The organism is Methylobacterium sp. J-059 (assembly GCF_022829485.1).
GTDB lineage: Bacteria > Pseudomonadota > Alphaproteobacteria > Rhizobiales > Beijerinckiaceae > Methylobacterium.
Genome location: NZ_JAKSYA010000167.1, coordinates 90,131 through 107,390, shown reverse-complemented (window position 1 = coordinate 107,390; position 17,260 = coordinate 90,131). Strand labels below are relative to the sequence as shown.

Genomic DNA, 17,260 nt, shown 5'->3' with positions numbered 1-17,260 from the left:
GGCGCGCGTCTCAGTTGGCGAAGCGGAAATGCAGCACGTCGCCGTCCTGCACGAGGTACTCCTTCCCCTCGAGGCGGAGCTTGCCGGCGTCCCGCGCGCCGGACTCGCCCTTCAGCGCGGTGTAGTCGGAGAACGCGATGGTCTCGGCGCGGATGAAGCCCTTCTCGAAGTCGGTGTGGATCACGCCGGCCGCCGCGGGCGCGCGGGTGCCCTTGGTGATCGTCCAGGCGCGGGCCTCCTTCGGGCCGACGGTGAAGTAGGTGATCAGCCCGAGCAGGTCGTAGCCGGCGCGGATCACCCGGTTCAGGCCGGGCTCGGCCAGCCCCACCGCCTCGAGGTAGTCGCCCTGGTCGGCGGCCGGCATCACCGCGATCTCGCTTTCGATCTTGGCCGAGACCACCACCGCCTGGGCGCCCTCCGCCGCCGCGCGCTCCTGCACCGCCTTTGAGTAGGCGTTGCCCTTGTCGGCGTCGCCCTCGTCGACGTTGCAGACGTAGAGCACGGGCTTGGCCGTCATCAGGCCGAGCTGCTGGAACAGGCGCTCCTCCTCGGGCTTGCGCGCGACCATGCGGGCGGGCTTGCCCTCGCGCAGGTACGGCAGGGCGCGGTTGACGAGGTCCAGGAATTCCTTGGCCTCCTTGTCGGCGCCGCGGGCCCGCTTCTCCAGGGCGAAGACGCGCTTCTCCAGGCTGTCGAGGTCGGCCAGCATCAGCTCGGTCTCGATCGTCTCGATGTCGGCGCCCGGGTCGACCTTGCCCTCGACATGGGTGACGTCGCCGTCGTCGAAGCAGCGCACCACGTGGGCGATCGCGTCGCATTCGCGGATGTTGGCGAGGAACTGGTTGCCGAGCCCTTCGCCCTTCGAGGCCCCGCGCACGAGGCCGGCGATGTCGACGAAGGTCAGCCGCGTCGGGATGATCTCCTTCGAGGCGGCGATCTTCGCCAGGTCGTCGAGCCGCGGGTCGGGCACCGCCACGTCGCCGACGTTGGGCTCGATGGTGCAGAACGGATAGTTGGCGGCCTGCGCCGCCGCCGTCTGCGTCAGCGCGTTGAAGAGGGTCGACTTGCCGACGTTCGGCAGGCCGACGATGCCGCATTTGAAGCCCATGATATTCCTCAAGAGTCCATCAGGATCGTCTCGGGTGAAACCCGGAACGGATTGATGATTGTCGTTCCCTCGACCTCGCGGCCGTGTTGATAATCCTCGGAGAGCAGGAACCGGCAACCCGATCGGATCGCCGCCCCGAGGATCACGCAGTCCCACCATTGAAAACCGGTCCGCTCGCGCAACGACCATGCATCGGCGATCAGATCGAGATCCGTCGCACCGGAGGACCAGCCTTCCAGCGCGAGCGTCGTACGGCGCGCCTCCTCCGGCGCGATTCGAAGCTTTCCCCGCAGGAGGACGGCGTGAATCTCACCGAGAACCTGCGGACCGACGACGATCGAACCTCGTTTCGCCAACGCCGCGAGCCAGCGCAAGGCTTCGGCCTGCTTCTCCGGAAATCGGTCGTCCCGGGCATACAGGAACACGTTCGTGTCGACGAACACGCGCGGGTCGACGATCGCGGATCCGGCAGAGAAGGCCGGATCACTCGTCACGATAGCGCTCGTTCCTCGGCGGCGCCTTCCCGTTCTCGTCCAGAACGTGGAGCGGCGGCCCGGCGAGGAACCGCTCCAAAGCCTCCGTCTGGGTCGTCGGATGCCCGATCCGACGTTCGACGGTCTCGCTGATGAACTTCGACAGGCTCTTGCCCTCCGTCGCGGCGGCGATTCGCGCGCGACGGAGCACCGCCTCGTCCATCGTCACGGTCACGTTCTTCATCGGACGGCCTCCAACGGCCTTCGATATCGTGTCCTCGTGTTTTCGTGTCAATTCTTGGCGGCCTTCTCGCCCGGCCGCTTCACGTCGGCCCAGCCGCGGCCGACCATGGCGAGGTGAACCTTGTTCTGGAAGCTTTCGTTCTCGTTGGCCGCCAGCAGGGCCACCTCGTCGGCGATCGCCCGGCACAGGTCCTCGACCCACGGCTCCTCGGACTTCGCGAAGTCGTTGAGCACGTAGGCGTGCACCAGGGCCTTGTCGCCGGGATGGCCGATGCCGAGGCGCACCCGGCGATAGTCGTTGCCGCACTGGGCGGTGATCGAGCGCAGGCCGTTGTGCCCGGCATTCCCGCCGCCGAGCTTCACCCGGATCTTGGCCGCGGCGAGATCGAGCTCGTCGTGCAGGACGATCACGTCCGACAGCGCGATCTTGTAGAAGCGCTGCGCCTCCGAGACCGAGCGGCCGGACTCGTTCATGAAGGTCTGCGGCTTCAGCAGGATCGCGCGCTCGGCCCCGAACGACACCTCGGCCGCCTCCCCCTGGAAGCGGCGCCGGAACGGGCTCGCCCGGTGGACCCGGGCGATCTCGTCCACCGCGAGGAACCCGATGTTGTGACGGTTGCGGGCGTAGGCTTTGCCCGGATTGCCCAGGCCCACGATGAGCCGCATGACGACTGTCTCCGACCTTCCCGAAACGACGATGCCCCGGCCTCGCGGCCGGGGCATCGTCTCGAAGCCGCGCCGCCGCGGGGCGGCGGCGCGGGAGGATCGCGCCCGCGAAGGGCTCAGTCCTCCTTCTTCTCCTCGGTGGCCTCGGCCTCTTCGGCCTCGGCTTCGACCTTCTCGGCCTCGGCTTCCGCCGACTGCGCCTCGGCGATCGCGGCCTCCTCGGCCTCGACCTCGGCGCCGAGCACGGTCGGCGGCACGACGTTGGCGATCGGGTCGGCGGCCTCGCCGGTGTAGGTGACGCCGGCCGGCAGGGTGACGTCGGAGACGTGGATCACGTCGCCGATCTGGCGGCCGGTGAGGTCGATCTCGATCCCGTCGGGGATCTGGTCGGGGGCGACCTCGACGGCCAGGGTGTGCAGCGAGATGTTGAGCGTGCCGCCCTGCTGCTTGATGCCGGGGGCCGCGTCCTCGTTGTGGAAGTGCACCGGCACCTCGACGGTGACGGTCTGGCCGGCGACGACGCGCAGGAAGTCGACGTGCATCGGCACGCCGCTGACCGGGTCGAGCTGGAAGTCGCGCGGGATCGCGCGGGTCTTCTTGCCGCCGGCGTTGATCTCGAACAGCGTGGTCTTGAAGCCGCCGGCGTAGATCAGGGTGCGGGTGCGGATGAGGTCGATGGCGATCGACTGTGGCGGCTGGCCGCCACCGTACACGACGGCGGGAACCTGGCCCTGGCGACGAACGGCCCGGGCGGCCCCCTTGCCGACCCGGTCGCGTGCCACGGCCTCAAGCGTCTTGACTGCGCTCATGGCGTGATCCTTCGATTGATGAATGGTCGGGGAAACGACGAAGGCCGCCCGAGACGGACGGCCGAACCGAAACCCCACGCGCCCGTGCCTCCAAGGGTGTCTGGCGGGCGTGGAGCGCCTATAGCGGGGTTGGGCCCCGATGGCAACGCGGAGGGCGGATCGTCCGGCGGCTCACGGCCCGATCCGGAGCCCGGCCAGCACCCGCGCCCGCACGCCGTCCGGATCGGCGAAGGCCAGGCGCACCGGCAGCACCCGCACCCGCGCGGCGAAGGCTTCGGGCAGGCGGACGTGGTCCTTCTCGGTGGTGGCCAATTCCGCGCCGAGACGGTCGGCCTCCGCTGCGAGCCGCGCGAGGTCGGCGTCGCGGTAGGGATGGTGGTCGGGGAAGCTGCGGGTCGCGGCGATCTCGGCGCCGGCCTCGCGCAGCGACGCGAAGACCTTCTCAGGACGGCCGATGCCGGCGAAGGCCAGCACGCGGCGGCCGGCGACCGCGGCGCCCTCGGGGACCAGCCGGGCGCGAAGGACCGGCAGGCCGCGCGCCAGGGCCTGCGCCGCCACCGCCTCGCCGGCCGCGCCTTCGCCGGCCCTGCCCTCGCCGATCAGCACGAGGCCGCCGACATGCGGCCATTGCCGCGCCAGCGGCGCGCGCAGCGGCCCGGCGGGGAAGGCCAGCCCGTTGCCGGTGCCGACGCCGGCATCGACGACGGCGAGCGCGAGGTCCTTCGCCAGGGTCGGGTTCTGCAGGCCATCGTCCATGACGACGACGTCGGCGCCCGCCGCCACGCAGAGGCGTGCGCCGGCGACGCGGTCGCGGGCGACGACGACCGGCGCGTGGCGGGCGAGCAGCAGCGGCTCGTCGCCGACGTCGCGCCAGCCGTGGCGGGCGGGATCGACGAGGACCGGCCCGGGCAGGCGCCCGCCGTAGCCGCGGCTGAGGAAGGCGGGCGTCCGTCCGAGGTCGCGCAGCAGCGCGGCCAGGGCGATCGCGCTCGGGGTCTTGCCGGCGCCGCCGAGGGTGAAGTTGCCGAGGCACAGGACCGGGCACTCCGCCCGCGCGCCGGGCCGGTCCATGCGGGCGGCGGTGTGGCGGCCGTAGGCGCGCCCGAGCGGCGCCAGCAGACGTGCGGCCGGATGGTCCGGGCCGTCCTGCCAGAAGCGCGGCGGGCGCATCAGCCCTGATGGAAGGCGGCGAGCTTCATCTGGGCGATGAAGGGGTCGAGCACCGCCAGCGTCCGCTCCACCGCGCCCTCGAACGGCACCAGGGCGCGCTGCCCGGCCCGGGTCATCGCGTCGATGCGGTCGGGGGCGGCCATCAGGTCGGCCAGCGTCGCGGCGAGCTCGGCGGCGTCGGCGACCGCGGCGGCGCCCCCTCCGGCATCGAGGGCGCGGTAGACCTCGGTGAAGTTCTCCGTGTGCGGCCCGTGCAGCACGGCGCTGCTCAGGCGCACTGGCTCGATCGGGTTCTGGCCGCCATGCGGCACCAGCGAGCCGCCGAGGAACACCAGCGGGCTCAGGCGGTAGAACAGCCCGAGCTCGCCGATCGTGTCGGCGACGTAGAGGTCGATCGACGGGTGCGGGCGCCCGCCTGCCGAGCGGCGCGCGCTGCGCAGGCCCTGCGCCGTGGCGCAGGCCGCCACCTCGCCGCCGCGATGGGGGTGGCGCGGGGCGACGATGGTCAGGAGCCGCGGGAACCGGCCCTTGAGCGCGGCATGGGCCTCGGCCGCCGCCGCGTCCTCGCCCGGATGGGTGCTCGCCGCGACCCAGACCGGGCGGTCGCCGATCATGTCGCCGAGATAGGCCACCTGCTGCGGATCGGCCGGCTGCACGGCGGCGTCGTACTTGAGGTTCCCCGCCACGCTCACCCGCGGCGCGCCGAGGCGCACGAAGCGCTCGGCGTCGTCCCGCGTCTGCGTCAGGCAGATCGCGATCCGCGCGAGCAGCGCCCGCGCCGTGCGCGGCGCGCGCGCCCAGCCCGCGTACGAGCGTTCCGACATCCGCCCGTTGACGAGCAGCAGCGGGATGGCGCGGGCATGCAGCGCCACCACCGTGTTCGGCCAGATCTCGGATTCGGCCACCAGGGCGAGGTCGGGCTGCCAATGGTCGAGGAAGCGCTCGACCCAACGCGGCGCGTCGAGCGGCATGTACTGGTGCACGGCGCCGGCCGGCAGGCGCGCGCCGATCAGCTCGGCGGCGCTGCGGGTGCCGGTGGTGACCAGCACCGAGAAGCCGCGGGCGATCATGCCCTCGACCAGGCCGACCAGCGAGAGCGATTCGCCGACCGAGGCCCCGTGCATCCAGACCAGCGACCCGACCGGCCGCGCCCGCCCGGGCAGGCCGCGGCGCTCGGGCAGCCGCGTCGGGTCCTCCTTGCCCTGCCGCGCCCGCCACGCCAGCAGGCCGGCGACCGCCGGCTCGCCGAGCCACAGGCCGCCGCGATAGGCCTTGAGGGCCAAGGTGAGGGGCGGCGCCCTCATGCCCGGATCCTCATGCCGGGCTCCTCATGCCGCCTCGGCGCGCGGCGCGGCGGCCCCGAGCCAGTTGTCCCCGACCCGGTCGAGGCGGCCGACGAGGGTGTAGGCGCGGTCGTGGACCCGGTTCATCTCAGCCTCGAGGCGGGCGCGCAGGGCCTCGAACGTCTCCGGGTCGGGATCGCGCGGCACGAAGACCGCCTCGCCGAACACCACCGCGCCGCGGCCGAACGGGAGCCCGAGGCAGGCGCGGTCCCAGCTGCCGAAGCGGATGTGGCGGCTCGTCACCACCGCCACCGGCACGATCGGCCGGCCGGAGAAGCGCGCCAGGGTGAGGATGCCGGCATCGGCCCGGCGCGAGACCTTCGGAACGTCGGCCGAGAAGGCGACGATCTCGCCGTTCTTCAGGGCCCGGATCATCGCGCGCAAGCCCTCGGCGCCGCCCTTGGCCTTGGCGTCCTTGACCATGCGGCCGCGGGCGCCGGAGGCGCGGATCACCCGCACGCCCATCCGCTCCAGGGCGATGGTGTTGATGTTGCCGTCGGGATTCTTCGAGATGATCGTCGCGACCCGGTCCACCGGCCGCCCGGCGAACGACACCATGATGTGCTGGCCGTGCCACATCCCGGCGATGAACGGCGACATCCCGTCGAGCCAGGGATCGGCGCCGGCGGGCTCGACGGTGAAGCGGTTGGTGCGGCGCACGAGCGTGAGGTAGCCGGCCGCGAGCCGTCCCAGGGCGCCCTGCACGGCCGGATGGCGGATGACGCGCTTGCCCAGGCTCATCGTGCCGAAGCCCGGCGCACCCGGCCCCGTGCGGACGGGCCGCGATCGCCGGGCGAGGCCGCGCAATGCTGCGGCACGCGAACGGCGGGAACGGTCGGCGTGGGATTCATGTCTCGCTTTCCGAGGCTCGGCCGGGCTTGCGCGGGGGGCGCGACGGCCGGAGGGCGGCAAGGCGCCGACCGCGCCTGGCGACGGGTCGGGCAGTTCGGACGCGACAGCGGGACGGCACCGTCCTGCGCCGCCCGGTGGCTGTCTAGACCCGTCGCCTCGGCCCGCGCAACCGAGACCGGGCGTCCCGGGGCGGCCAATCGCTGCGCGGCGTGCCCGAAAACACCTCGAAACCGCGCGAAGCGGGTTGTTTGGATCAATTCCAATGTGTAGATTGGAATCGATCTAAATAGGATATCGATCATGGACGCGACCCTCGTCGTCGACCCCCATACCCCGCAACCCCACGACGACGCCCACCGCGCCTTCGTGCTCGCCTACGTCCAGCCGGGGCTCGCCGGGCTGATCGACGGATCGGTCTCGACGCTGGCCCCGATCTTCGCCGCCGCCTTCGCCACGCACAGCAACGGCGCGACCTTCCTCGTCGGGCTCGCGGCCTCGCTCGGGGCCGGGATCAGCATGGGCTTCACCGAGGCGCTCTCGGACGACGGCCGCGTTACCGGGCGCGGGAGCCCGTGGATGCGCGGCCTGGTCTGCGGCGCGATGACGGCGCTCGGCGGGCTCGGCCACACCCTGCCCTACGCGATCCCGAGCCACTGGCCGAACGCCTTCGCGCTCGCGACCGGCCTCGCGGTGCTGGTGGTGGCGATCGAGCTGCTCGCCATCGCCGCGATCCGCACCCGCTACATGGCGACCCCGTTCGGCCGCGCGGTGCTGCAGATCGTGCTCGGCGGCGCGCTGGTGCTGGCGGTGGGGGTGCTGATCGGCAGCGCCTGAGCGCGTCGCCCGATCCGACGGGGCGCCGGCCGCCACCATTTCGTCGCAGGCGATCCGAATCGGGAAACTGGGCGGTTCGGCCGCGCGATACCGAGTCATGTGGTATCTCTACGGACTGACCGTCCTCGCCGGCCTCGCGAACGCGATCCAGCCCGGCCAGAACGCGACCCTCTCGAAGACCTTCGGCCTGCCGGTCACGGCGGCCGTGGTGATCCTCTTCGTCAGCACGGCCTTCATGCTGCTGGGCGGCCTGGCATTCGGCAAGCTCGCCGTGCCGAGCTGGGAGCAGGTCGCCGCGGTGCCCTGGTGGGGCTGGCTCGGCGGCTGCCTCAGCGTCCTGCTGATCCTGGCCCAGCTCTACGCCGCGCCCGCGATCGGCGCCGCGTCGTTCCTCGGCCTCATCGTGACGGTCGGCGTCGTCGCCTCGATCGTGCTCGACAACTACGGCTGGGTCGGGTTCGAGGTCCATCCGGCCAGCCTGTGGCGCGTGCTCGGGGCGGCCCTGATGATCGTCGGCGTCGGGATGGTCGCCTTCACATGAACCCTGATCGTCGCGCGGCATGAACCCTGATCGTCGCGCGGCGTGAGGCTCGGCCGGCGCGCGGCACGCGCCGGCTCGCTTGACGCGGCCGGCCTCAACCGCGATGCGGTCCCCCGTGTCCTTCCGCCTCGCCCACCTCACCGACCCGCATGTCGGCCCCCTGCCGCGGCCGCGCCTGCGCCAGCTCTTCGGCAAGCGCGCGACGGGCTACGCCAACTGGCGCCGCGGGCGCTCGCGCAGCCACGACATGGAGGTGCTCGGCGCGCTCGTCGCCGATCTGAGGCTGCAGGCGCCCGACCACGTCGCCTGCACCGGCGACCTGTGCAACATCGGCCTGCCGAGCGAGTGGGACACCGCGCGCATCTTCCTGGAGGCGCTCGGCACGCCCGAGGCGGTCAGCTTCGTGCCGGGAAACCACGACGCCTACGTGCGCGGCTCCCTCGAGGGCCTGCTCGCGGCCTGCGGTGCCTGGACCGCCGACGACGCCGGCGGCAGCGGCACGTTTCCCTATCTGCGCCGGCGCGGGCCGCTGGCTCTGGTCGGCCTGTCGAGCGCGATCCCGACGGTGCCGTTCGTCGCCACCGGCCGGCTCGGGCCGCGCCAGATCGCGGCGGCCGAATCGCTCCTGCGCACGCTGGCGACCGACCCGTCGCGGCCGGCGCGCGTCGTGATGATCCACCACCCGCCCCATCCCGGCGGCGCGAGCCCGGGCCGCGACCTGCGCGATGCCGCGGCCTTCAGCGCGATGCTCGGCCGCGTCGGCGCCGACCTCGTCCTGCACGGGCACAACCACGTGGCGAGCGTCGCCCACGTGGCGGGGCCGGGCGGGCGGGCGATCCCGGTGGTCGGCGGCGCATCCGCCTCAGCGCGGCCCGGCGCGCAGGCCGGCGGGCACGGGTCGGAGGCCGCCCGGCGGGCAGCCTACATCCTGTACGCGTTCTCGGAGAGCGGGGGGCGCCACGTCGTCTCGGCGGCGCAGCGCGGGATCGGAGCGGGCGGAACCGTGATGGATCTCGGCCCGCTCGCGCTGGGCTGACGTTCGGCTCAGGCGGTGACGGCGAGAAGCCCGGAACGCCGGCGGTCGCCGATGCTGGCCTCGTAGCGTTCGGCCTGGAGGCGCGTGAGGCCGGAAATCAGGGCGGTGGACCCACGATAGACCGTATAGGTGCCGTCCTGGGTAGGCTTGACGCGAATCGTCTCGGACATGGGGACCATCCTGTGCTGCGTTGACCGAATCGTTAGCCGTCGCTCTTCTTCCGCGGTGATTCTCCGATCCTGTAATGATGCCCGACGTTACCGCTTCGGCTTCCGCGCGCAAGGGCGGCGCGGCGCGGATACGTAAGTAATTTTGCATTCGATCGGCATGGAGCACGGGACGACGCGCGGCCGGCGCGCTTCGCACCGTGGCGGCACGCGGGAGGCACGAACGAAAAGCCCGCCGGCTTTCGCCGACGGGCCGGTGGCAGGGGCCACGTTCCCGGGTTCGAGGGTGCTGTCCGGCGTGCGTCCCGCGGCGCTCGGGGCCGCGGGGTCGGGCGCCTAAAACCCTCCCGAAAACCTCTATCCCTGTCGATGGGCGCTCGGCGGATCGTCCTGGTCACCGGCACCGGTGTCGGCGGAATGGACGTGGGTGGGGCTTGCATGCATGGCAGACCTCCTCTTCGTCTCGCTCCGGCGACGGAGCCTCGCATCGGGGGGCCGCGTCGCCATGAGGAGAGGCTAGACCCGCCCGGCCCACGCTGGCAAGGGGCGTTTTCGAGGATTCGCCAGCCGGCTCGCCGGGCCCGGCTCAGGCCCGGGCGGGGCTCCGCGCGGACGGGAGCCCGAGGATCGCGGCGCCGACCAGGCCGGAGAGCAGGGAGCCGGCGAGCACCCCGAGCTTCACCTCCGTCTCGTGGGCGGCATCGGAGAAGGCGAGCGCGCCGATGAACAGGCTCATGGTGAAGCCGATGCCGCACAGCACGGCGACGCCGTAGACCTGGACCCAGCTCGCCCCGCCGGGCCGGCGCGCGAGGCCGAGCGCCACCGCGAGGCGCAGGGCGGCGAACACGCCGGCCTGCTTGCCGAGGAACAGCCCGAACGCGACGCCCAGCGTCACCGGGTCGAGGAAGGCGGTGGGCGACAGGCCGCGCAGCGGCACCCCGGCATTGGCGAAGCCGAACAGCGGCACGATCCCGAAGGCGACGAAAGGCGTGATTGCGTGCTCCAGCCGGTGCAGCGGCGAGGTCGCGTCCTCCGGCCGGCCCGGGCTCACGCGGATCGGGATGGTCAGCGCCAGCAGCACGCCCGCCACCGTGGCGTGGACGCCCGAGCGCAGCACCAGCACCCAGAGCACGAGGCCGAGCAGCAGGTAGGGCGCGAGCGCGACGACGCCGAAGCGGTTCAGGCCGACGAGGAGCGCCAGCACCACGGCCGCGAGCCCGAGCATCGTCGGGTCGAGGCCGCCGGTATAGGCCAGCGCGATGATCAGCACGGCGCCGAGGTCGTCGACGATCGCCACCGCGCCGAGCAGGATCTTGAGCGAGACCGGCGCCCGCCGGCCGAGCAGCGCCAGCACGCCGAGCGCGAAGGCGATGTCGGTCGCCGCCGGGATCGCCCAGCCCCGCGCGGTCCCGGCGCCGGCATTGAAGGCGAGGTAGACCAGGGCCGGCACCACCATCCCGCCGAGCGCCGCGATGCCGGGCAGCGCCCGGTCGGGCCAGGTCCGCAACGCGCCGTCCAGCGCCTCGCGCTTGATCTCGAGGCCGACGAGCAGGAAGAACACCGCCATCAGGCCGTCGTTGATCCAGTGCTGGATGCTCAACGGGCCGAGCGGCGCGTGCAGCGCCTGGGCGTAGGTCCCGGCGAGCCCGGTATTGGCGACGACGAGGGCGCAGGCGGCGGCCGCCATCAGCACGAGGCCGCCGGCCGCCTCGCTCGCGAGCGCGGCGCGGATCGCGGAACGGGGGCGCGGCTTCGTCATGGCGCCGGGGGTGCCCGGGTTTGCGCCCACGGGCAAGCCCTGCCGGTGGCGGTCCGGGCTCGGGACGTCTATGCGGGCACCGATGACGCAAGGACGCGCGATGACCGCCACGACGACACCGGACCACCCGGCCCTGAACCGCAAGGCTGTCGGCGCCGTGGTCCTCGGCAACGCGCTCGAGTTCTACGACTTCACGCTCTACGCCTTCTTCGCCGTGCCGATCGGCGCGGCGTTCTTCCCGTCCGACAACGCCACCGACAGCCTGCTCGCCTCGCTCGCCCTGTTCGGCATCGGCTACGTGATGCGGCCGATCGGCGGCATCGTGATCGGCGCCTTCGCCGACCGGGCCGGGCGCAAGCCCGCCATGCTGATCACCATCGCGCTGATGGCGGTCGGCATGCTGATGCTGGCGCTGGCGCCGTCCTACGCGACGCTCGGCGGCTGGGCGCAGGTGATCGTCATCGTCGGGCGGCTGATCCAGGGGCTGGCGCTCGGCGGCGAGGTCGGCCCCTCCACCGCCTACCTGCTGGAGGCGGCGCCCCCGAGGCACCGCGGCTTCGTGGCGAGCTGGCAGATCGCGAGCCAGGGCTGCGCCGCCCTGTTCGCCGGCATCGTCGCGACGGGGCTCACCATCGTCCTCGGCGAGGCGGCGATGGCGGATTGGGGCTGGCGCGTCATGTTCCTGCTCGGCATCGGCGTCGTGCCGGTCGGCCTCGTGATCCGCAGCCACCTGCCCGAGACCGCGGGCGAGGGCGAGGATCCGGCGGCGGCCGCCTCCACCGGCGCGGTGGTGGTGCGGCTGCTGCGCGAGCACGGGCGCCTGCTGCTCCTGACCTTCGTCGTCATCGCCGCCTCGACCGTCTCGAACGCCATTGGCACCAACATGCCGGTCTACGCGCACGCCACCCTGGGGCTCACCGAGACGGTGTCGACGGCGGTGCCGATCGCCCTCGGCCTCGCCTCGGTGGTGTTCCCGCTGCTGGGCGGCTGGCTCGCCGACCGGTTCGGGCGGCGCCCGGTGCTGGTGTGGCCGCGGGCCGCGATCGTGGTGCTGGCGGTGCCGGCCTTCTGGTGGCTGGCGCAGGCGCCGACCGCGGCCTCGGTCTACGCGGTGACGTTCCTGATGTCGGCGCTGTCCTCGATCAACGCGGCGGCGATCATCGTCGCGATCCCCGAATCGCTGCCGCGGGCGGTGCGCAGCGCCGGGCTCTCGATCGTCTACGCCTTCTCGGTCTCGATCTTCGGCGGCAGCACGAACTACGTCGTCAACAAGCTGATCGCGATCACCGGCGACCGGCTGGCGCCGGCCTACTACCTCGTCGCGTTCAGCGTGCTCGGCACGATCGCCGCCTGGATGATGCACGAGACCCGCGGGCGCGACCTCGACGCCGACACCGAGGCGTGAGGCGCGCCGAACCGACGCCGCGCCGTCAGGGCCTGTCGTGAGATCGCATCGTCCTCACGCGAGCCGGAATCCGCCGCGCGCGACGAGGCTCTAATGCAGGTTCGAGCCGTCCTGCGCGGTGGCGGAGGCCCGGACGAGCTCGCGGCCGACCTCGTGCAGGGCGACCTCGACCGCGGCCAGCGCGCAGGTGCCGCCGCCCTGCATGATCAGCGCGTGCGCGGTGATCAGGTGGTCGGCGACCAGCTCCAAGACCGAGCGCGGCTCGGAATCCGCCACCGGCGACGGCAGGGTGAAGCGGCCGAGCGACCCGGTCGCCGTGCTCTTGGGCGGCGGCGACGCGAGCCGGCTGATGGAGCCGAAGAAGCCGAGGAAGGTCCGCTCGGGCGGCCCGAAGGACGGCACCGCGCCGGCCACGACCCAGGTCGCCCGCCCGTCCGGCGACAGCAGGCGATAGCGCACCGTGAACTCGCTGCGGGCGACGCTCGCCTCGGCGACCACGGTCCGCACGACGGCGAGGTCGTCCGGATGGATGACCTTGCTCCATCCCTGTTGCGATACGTCTTCGATCTGCTGACCGGTCAGAACAGTCCATTCATCACTGAGATAGACCACCTTTCCGGCTGCATCCGTTACGAAGATCATGGCCCAACCTCGGCTATAGCCGAGCTATGGCGCAGGGTCCGGCCTCAGGCAATCGGGCATCGCGGCAAATCATCCGCCGGCCCCCGGCTTCGCGCCTTGCCTTAAAGTCCAATGGACAGCGCGCCCGCGCTCCGAAGCGGGCTCAGGACGTGCGCCCGAGGGCCGCCCGGATCAGCGCGAGCCCGTCCGGGCTCGACCATTCGGCCGGCCCCTTCATCACGCCGATGGTGCAGCCGGCGGGGTCGACCAGCAGGGTCGTCGGCAGGCCGGGCGAGCCGGTGTCGCGCTGCACCGCCGGCAGCACGCGCCCGCCGGGATCGGCGTAGTAGGCCAGCCGCGCGATGCCGTTGTCCCGCATCCAGACCGGCGGCCTGTCGAGGTTGCGCGTGTCGAGGTTGATCGCGACCACCGCGAAATCCTTGCCGCCGAGCGCGGCCTCGAGCCGGTCGAGGGCCGGCATCTCGGCCTTGCACGGCGCGCACCACGTCGCCCACAGGTTCAGGAGGACGAGGCGGCCGCGGAAATCCGAGAGCCGCAGGTCGGCCTCCCCTCCCCCGTCCTTCGCCGCTTTGCCCGGCCCCTTGAACGCGATGTCGGGTGCCGGCCGGGCCTTCTCGGGCGCCTGCATCGCCACGACGTCCCCGCGGGCGGCGGCGTCGACCCGGGCCACCGCGGCGGCCGAGGCGGCACAGGGCGCGGGGGCGTTGCCGGGCCCCGCACCGGTCCCGTATAGGGCGAGGCCGGCGGCCAAGGCGGTGACGAGGCCGGCGCCGATCGCGGCGCCCATCAATCGTCCAGGCATCATCGTTGCGTACCCCAGAGCATTTTCGAGCGCGGCGGATGCCGGCGCGCGTGAAGAGAATGCGACCACACGAGAGGCGGGCGCATTCCCCGTGATCGCGGGATCACGGGGAATGCTCGAGCGCGAGCGGAAGGATCGGGAAGACCATGAGCAACCGGATGTGGGGCGGACGCTTCGCGAGCGGCCCCGCCGAGATCATGGAGGAGATCAACGCCTCCATCGGATTCGACAAGCGCCTCGCCCCCCAGGACATCCGCGGCTCGCTGGCGCATGTCGCGATGCTGGGCGCCCAGGGCATCCTGCCGGCCGACGATGTGGCAGCCATCGAGGGCGGCCTCAAGGCCGTGCAGGCGGAGATCGAGTCCGGCGGCTTCGTGTTCAAGCGCGAGCTCGAGGACATCCACATGTCGGTCGAGAGCCGGCTGACCGAGATCGTCGGCCCGGCCGCCGGGCGCCTGCACACCGCGCGCTCGCGCAACGACCAGGTCGCCACCGACATGAAGCTGTGGGTGCGCGACACCCTCGACAACCTCGACGCGCAGGCCGCCGGGCTGCAGCGGGCGCTGGCGGAGAAGGCGCTGGCCCATGCCGGCACGGTGATGCCGGGCTTCACCCACCTGCAATCGGCCCAGCCGGTCACCTTCGGGCACCATTGCCTCGCCTATGTCGAGATGCTGGCGCGCGACCGCGGCCGTTTTCGCGATGCGCGCGCCCGGCTCAACGAGTGCCCGCTGGGCGCGGCCGCGCTCGCCGGCACCTCGTTCCCGATCGACCGGCACGCCACGGCCGCGGCGCTGGGCTTCGACCGCCCGACGGCGAACTCGCTCGACTCCGTCGCCGACCGCGACTTCGCCCTCGAATCGCTCTCGGCCGCCTCGATCTGCGCGATCCACCTCTCGCGCTTCGCCGAGGAGCTGGTGGTGTGGACCTCGGCGCAGTTCGACTTCGTCAAGCTGTCGGACGGGTACACCACCGGCTCGTCGATCATGCCGCAGAAGCGCAACCCCGACGCGGCGGAGCTGGTGCGGGCCAAGAGCGGGCGCATCGTCGGCGCGCTGATGGGCCTGTTCACGGTGATGAAGGGCCTGCCGCTGGCCTATTCGAAGGACATGCAGGAGGACAAGGAGGGCACCTTCGACGCGCTGCAGGCGCTGTCGCTGTGCCTGGCCGCGATGACCGGCATGGTCCGCGACCTCGAGCCGAACGCGGAGGTCCTCGCTCGGGCCGCGGGCTCCGGCTACAGCACCGCGACCGACCTCGCCGACTGGCTGGTGCGCGAGCTCGGGCTGCCGTTCCGCCAGGCGCACCACGTCACCGGCCGCCTCGTCGGCATGGCCTCGGCCAAGGGCGTCGGGCTGGAGGCGCTGTCGCTGCCCGAGATGCAGGAGGCGGAGCCGCAGATCACGCAAGCGGTCTACGCGGTGCTGGGCGTCGCGAACTCGGTGGCGAGCCGGGTCAGCTTCGGCGGCACCGCCCCGGCCAACGTCCGCGCGCAGGCCGAGGGCTGGCTCGCGCGGCTCGCGGAGCCGGCTGCCTGAAAATGGTGCACAGCAACCGAAAGCCGCCTGGCGCGTTCACGGTCTAGCTAGGTAAGCCCTGCTACAGCGGCGCAAGCGCATCGGAGACCGCGAGCATGCCCGTCGAGAGTTGGACGAAGCCGGAAGAGACCCCGGCACACGCCGCCACCGCCACCGCGATGATCGACGCGGCCCTCGTCGGCTCCGGCCTCGCGCGCGACGCCTACTGGGCCGCCGTGCGCAAGGGCTACAACACGCCCTACAACGATCCCCAGCCCAAGCCGGCCCCCGCGCCGACCGCGCCGCAACCCCCGGTTCGGATCGACCTCGGCGAGGCGCCGGCTCTGCCGGTCGCGGCGATGGCGGCCCAGAACGCTGCCACTGAGATCCACGCCGGCTGACGGCGCCGGGCGGTGCCGATCCGGGCGGCCCGAGACCCCATCTTGCCGAAGCGGCGCGCAGGCTTCATGACTCCCGCGTCCGGTGCCGGTGTCGCGCCGACCGAGCCCTCGGCGCGCCCGGCGCGCCGGCCAGCCGACCGGGAAGTGACGATGCGTTCAGCCCTCTGCCTGCTCCCGCTCGGCGCGCTCGCGCTGACGTGCCTGCTGCCCGCCGGCAGCGCACCGACGGTTGCGCGGCTGCTCGGGATCTCGGCGGCCTCGGCGCAGGACGCGGAGGCGCCGGCCGCCGCCTCCCACCGCCGCCGCCGGGGCGGCCGCGAGCGGACGCCGAAGGAAGCGCCGACGCCGCCCGGCATGCAGCAGGCGACGCCGGTGGCGATCTTCGGCGACTGGAACGTGTTCGCCAGCGGCCAGGGCAAGACCCGCCTGTGCTACGCCATCGCCCAGCCGCAGACCCGCTCGCCGGCGACGCTCAAGCGCGACACCGCCTACCTGTTCGTCACCGTGCGCAAGGGCGAGAACGTCCAGAACGAGATCGCGGTGATGCTCGGCTTCCCGTCCAAGCCCGCGGCCGCACAGGCCAGGCCCGGTGCCGCCGCCGCCCCGAGCGACCCGGCGATCACCCTGGGCAGCGCCCGCTACGGCCTCGTGGTGAAGGACGGCAACGCCTGGCTCCAGAACCCCTCGGAGGAGGCCCGCGTCGTCTCCGAGATGAGCGGCCGGGTGCCCAAGCTCTTGGTCAAGACCATCTCGATGCGCGGCCGGCCGACCAGCGACGAGTACGCGCTGGCCGGCTTCGGCGAGGCGATGAAGCGCACCCGCGAGGAGTGCAAGTAAGGGGGGATCCTCCCTCCCCCCCTGAAGCGGGGAGGGAGAGAAGGGTAGCCCCCCTCAGACCGCGGCCGGCCTGCCCCCGCCCGGTCGGGCGCCCGACACCCGGGTGCGGGCTCGGAACCGCTCGCGGGCGGCGCGGGCGGCCTGCTCGGTGCTGCGGAACACCGTGCCGTCGAGCTCGTCGAAGGCACGGGCCGAGGAGAAGAACCGCACCCCGCCGGGCTCGGGCACGGCGATGCCGGCGGCGATCTCGCCCACCTCGATGATCCGGGTCGGCGGCGGCTCCGCGTGCAGGCGGTTGCGGGCGCGCTGGGTCAGGTGGTCGGCGAACAGGTCGTGCGTCGGGGCGGCCTGCGCGGCCGGATGAAGCTGTGGCATGACGGATGTCTCCCGGGGCCGGTCGCGATGCCGGCGGTGCTGGGCGGTCGGATCGTCTGTCGGCGCGCGAACGTCAGCCGCGACAGCAACCACGAGGCCGGCGCATACGCGCGCCGTGCACGGGGAGAGCGGGGGTCGAGGGGTATCGGATCACGGTAGGAGTCCTCTTGACGTTGAAGGACCGCAGGACGGCGTCGTCCGGCAGTGCTTTAGCGTTTGATGACGCGGCGCAAGCGATGCTCCTCAAATCACCGCGGTCGGCGATGCTTGGCATCGCCCG

19 protein-coding genes and 1 pseudogene are annotated in these 17,260 nt (G+C 72.6%); 7 read left to right on the top strand and 13 right to left on the bottom strand.

Annotated elements, in window-relative coordinates; all coding sequences use genetic code 11:
• Positions 1–10: 10 nt before the first annotated feature.
• The 8 genes from ychF to MKK55_RS25605 form a co-directional block, all read right to left on the bottom strand.
• Positions 11–1,108 (bottom strand): redox-regulated ATPase YchF, encoded by a 1,098-nt coding sequence (gene ychF, locus MKK55_RS25640; RefSeq protein ID WP_147727243.1) that lies wholly within the window; start codon positions 1,106–1,108, stop codon positions 11–13.
• An 8-nt stretch (positions 1,109–1,116) separates the two neighbouring features.
• Positions 1,117–1,602 carry a PIN domain-containing protein gene (locus MKK55_RS25635; RefSeq protein ID WP_243938344.1) on the bottom strand — a complete coding sequence of 162 codons (486 nt, stop codon included), beginning with the start codon at positions 1,600–1,602 and terminating at the stop codon, positions 1,117–1,119.
• Complete coding sequence (locus MKK55_RS25630; RefSeq protein WP_147727245.1) at positions 1,592–1,825, bottom strand: hypothetical protein; 234 nt, start codon at positions 1,823–1,825, stop codon at positions 1,592–1,594. The genes MKK55_RS25635 and MKK55_RS25630 overlap by 11 nt, the downstream gene beginning before the upstream one ends.
• Before the next feature lie 47 nt (positions 1,826–1,872).
• Positions 1,873–2,490: an aminoacyl-tRNA hydrolase gene (pth, locus tag MKK55_RS25625; protein ID WP_147843436.1), complete on the bottom strand. Its 618-nt coding sequence runs from the start codon at positions 2,488–2,490 to the stop codon at positions 1,873–1,875.
• A 116-nt stretch (positions 2,491–2,606) separates the two neighbouring features.
• On the bottom strand, positions 2,607–3,299 hold the full coding sequence (locus MKK55_RS25620) for a 50S ribosomal protein L25/general stress protein Ctc (RefSeq protein ID WP_147727247.1): 693 nt from the start codon (positions 3,297–3,299) through the stop codon (positions 2,607–2,609).
• A gap of 171 nt (positions 3,300–3,470) precedes the next feature.
• A complete protein-coding gene (gene lpxK / locus MKK55_RS25615) occupies positions 3,471–4,469 on the bottom strand; it encodes a tetraacyldisaccharide 4'-kinase (RefSeq protein WP_243938343.1) in 999 nt (332 codons plus the stop codon).
• Positions 4,469–5,773: a 3-deoxy-D-manno-octulosonic acid transferase gene (locus MKK55_RS25610; RefSeq protein ID WP_243938341.1), complete on the bottom strand. Its 1,305-nt coding sequence runs from the start codon at positions 5,771–5,773 to the stop codon at positions 4,469–4,471. The genes lpxK and MKK55_RS25610 overlap by 1 nt, the downstream gene beginning before the upstream one ends.
• A gap of 24 nt (positions 5,774–5,797) precedes the next feature.
• Positions 5,798–6,553 carry a lysophospholipid acyltransferase family protein gene (locus MKK55_RS25605; protein WP_243938339.1) on the bottom strand — a complete coding sequence of 252 codons (756 nt, stop codon included), beginning with the start codon at positions 6,551–6,553 and terminating at the stop codon, positions 5,798–5,800.
• 465 nt (positions 6,554–7,018) lie between these two features.
• On the opposite strand from MKK55_RS25605, the pseudogene MKK55_RS25600 reads away from it, so the two are divergent.
• From MKK55_RS25600 to MKK55_RS25590, 3 genes and pseudogenes are all read left to right on the top strand, one after another.
• A pseudogene (locus MKK55_RS25600) lies at positions 7,019–7,498 on the top strand (VIT family protein); the annotation flags it as partial.
• A 97-nt stretch (positions 7,499–7,595) separates the two neighbouring features.
• Positions 7,596–8,039, top strand: coding sequence for a DMT family transporter (locus tag MKK55_RS25595; RefSeq protein WP_147729846.1), 444 nt, complete (start codon positions 7,596–7,598; stop codon positions 8,037–8,039).
• A 103-nt stretch (positions 8,040–8,142) separates the two neighbouring features.
• Positions 8,143–9,075: a metallophosphoesterase family protein gene (locus tag MKK55_RS25590; protein ID WP_243938337.1), complete on the top strand. Its 933-nt coding sequence runs from the start codon at positions 8,143–8,145 to the stop codon at positions 9,073–9,075.
• Between the two features lie 8 nt (positions 9,076–9,083).
• Here MKK55_RS25590 and MKK55_RS25585 read toward each other — a convergent pair whose 3' ends face one another.
• Together MKK55_RS25585 and nhaA are read right to left on the bottom strand one after the other, a co-directional pair.
• The gene (locus tag MKK55_RS25585) at positions 9,084–9,245 is read right to left on the bottom strand and encodes a hypothetical protein (RefSeq protein ID WP_243938335.1); all 162 of its coding nucleotides are present in this window, start codon (positions 9,243–9,245) and stop codon (positions 9,084–9,086) included.
• A 583-nt stretch (positions 9,246–9,828) separates the two neighbouring features.
• On the bottom strand, positions 9,829–11,001 hold the full coding sequence (gene nhaA / locus MKK55_RS25580) for a Na+/H+ antiporter NhaA (RefSeq protein ID WP_147844285.1): 1,173 nt from the start codon (positions 10,999–11,001) through the stop codon (positions 9,829–9,831).
• Positions 11,002–11,101: 100 nt separating this feature from the next.
• Between nhaA and MKK55_RS25575 the strand changes: the two genes are divergently transcribed.
• Complete coding sequence (locus MKK55_RS25575) at positions 11,102–12,406, top strand: MFS transporter (protein ID WP_147728681.1); 1,305 nt, start codon at positions 11,102–11,104, stop codon at positions 12,404–12,406.
• A gap of 90 nt (positions 12,407–12,496) precedes the next feature.
• On the opposite strand, the gene MKK55_RS25570 is transcribed toward MKK55_RS25575, so the two are convergent.
• Both MKK55_RS25570 and MKK55_RS25565 read right to left on the bottom strand, forming a co-directional pair.
• On the bottom strand, positions 12,497–13,048 hold the full coding sequence (locus tag MKK55_RS25570) for a PAS domain-containing protein (protein ID WP_147844284.1): 552 nt from the start codon (positions 13,046–13,048) through the stop codon (positions 12,497–12,499).
• A gap of 142 nt (positions 13,049–13,190) precedes the next feature.
• Positions 13,191–13,850, bottom strand: a complete 660-nt coding sequence (locus MKK55_RS25565) for a TlpA disulfide reductase family protein (RefSeq protein WP_243938377.1) — start codon at positions 13,848–13,850, stop codon at positions 13,191–13,193.
• Positions 13,851–13,996: 146 nt separating this feature from the next.
• On the opposite strand from MKK55_RS25565, the gene argH reads away from it, so the two are divergent.
• The 3 genes from argH (at position 13,997) to MKK55_RS25550 (ending at position 16,605) form a co-directional block, all read left to right on the top strand.
• A complete protein-coding gene (gene argH, locus MKK55_RS25560) occupies positions 13,997–15,388 on the top strand; it encodes an argininosuccinate lyase (RefSeq protein WP_243938332.1) in 1,392 nt (463 codons plus the stop codon).
• A 95-nt stretch (positions 15,389–15,483) separates the two neighbouring features.
• Positions 15,484–15,768 carry a hypothetical protein gene (locus MKK55_RS25555; protein WP_243938330.1) on the top strand — a complete coding sequence of 95 codons (285 nt, stop codon included), beginning with the start codon at positions 15,484–15,486 and terminating at the stop codon, positions 15,766–15,768.
• Positions 15,769–15,918: 150 nt separating this feature from the next.
• Positions 15,919–16,605 (top strand): invasion associated locus b family protein, encoded by a 687-nt coding sequence (locus MKK55_RS25550; RefSeq protein ID WP_243938328.1) that lies wholly within the window; start codon positions 15,919–15,921, stop codon positions 16,603–16,605.
• Positions 16,606–16,659: 54 nt separating this feature from the next.
• On the opposite strand, the gene MKK55_RS25545 is transcribed toward MKK55_RS25550, so the two are convergent.
• Positions 16,660–16,980, bottom strand: a complete 321-nt coding sequence (locus tag MKK55_RS25545; protein ID WP_243937044.1) for a hypothetical protein — start codon at positions 16,978–16,980, stop codon at positions 16,660–16,662.
• Between the last annotated feature and the right edge of the window lie 280 nt (positions 16,981–17,260).

Bases quoted from the DNA above. Each gene is read 5' to 3' on its own strand.
- MKK55_RS25605 (WP_243938339.1), bottom strand. From the start codon at position 6,553: ATGAGCCTGGGCAAGCGCGTCATCCGCCATCCGGCCGTGCAGGGCGCC.
- MKK55_RS25610 (WP_243938341.1), bottom strand. From the start codon at position 5,773: ATGAGGGCGCCGCCCCTCACCTTGGCCCTCAAGGCCTATCGCGGCGGC.
- ychF (WP_147727243.1), bottom strand. From the start codon at position 1,108: ATGGGCTTCAAATGCGGCATCGTCGGCCTGCCGAACGTCGGCAAGTCG.
- argH (WP_243938332.1), top strand. From the start codon at position 13,997: ATGAGCAACCGGATGTGGGGCGGACGCTTCGCGAGCGGCCCCGCCGAG.
- MKK55_RS25590 (WP_243938337.1), top strand. From the start codon at position 8,143: ATGCGGTCCCCCGTGTCCTTCCGCCTCGCCCACCTCACCGACCCGCAT.
- pth (WP_147843436.1), bottom strand. From the start codon at position 2,490: ATGCGGCTCATCGTGGGCCTGGGCAATCCGGGCAAAGCCTACGCCCGC.
- MKK55_RS25545 (WP_243937044.1), bottom strand. From the start codon at position 16,980: ATGCCACAGCTTCATCCGGCCGCGCAGGCCGCCCCGACGCACGACCTG.
- MKK55_RS25565 (WP_243938377.1), bottom strand. From the start codon at position 13,850: ATGCCTGGACGATTGATGGGCGCCGCGATCGGCGCCGGCCTCGTCACC.
- MKK55_RS25585 (WP_243938335.1), bottom strand. From the start codon at position 9,245: ATGTCCGAGACGATTCGCGTCAAGCCTACCCAGGACGGCACCTATACG.
- MKK55_RS25595 (WP_147729846.1), top strand. From the start codon at position 7,596: ATGTGGTATCTCTACGGACTGACCGTCCTCGCCGGCCTCGCGAACGCG.
- MKK55_RS25620 (WP_147727247.1), bottom strand. From the start codon at position 3,299: ATGAGCGCAGTCAAGACGCTTGAGGCCGTGGCACGCGACCGGGTCGGC.
- MKK55_RS25570 (WP_147844284.1), bottom strand. From the start codon at position 13,048: ATGATCTTCGTAACGGATGCAGCCGGAAAGGTGGTCTATCTCAGTGAT.
- lpxK (WP_243938343.1), bottom strand. From the start codon at position 4,469: ATGCGCCCGCCGCGCTTCTGGCAGGACGGCCCGGACCATCCGGCCGCA.
- MKK55_RS25555 (WP_243938330.1), top strand. From the start codon at position 15,484: ATGCCCGTCGAGAGTTGGACGAAGCCGGAAGAGACCCCGGCACACGCC.
- MKK55_RS25550 (WP_243938328.1), top strand. From the start codon at position 15,919: ATGCGTTCAGCCCTCTGCCTGCTCCCGCTCGGCGCGCTCGCGCTGACG.
- MKK55_RS25630 (WP_147727245.1), bottom strand. From the start codon at position 1,825: ATGAAGAACGTGACCGTGACGATGGACGAGGCGGTGCTCCGTCGCGCG.
- nhaA (WP_147844285.1), bottom strand. From the start codon at position 11,001: ATGACGAAGCCGCGCCCCCGTTCCGCGATCCGCGCCGCGCTCGCGAGC.
- MKK55_RS25575 (WP_147728681.1), top strand. From the start codon at position 11,102: ATGACCGCCACGACGACACCGGACCACCCGGCCCTGAACCGCAAGGCT.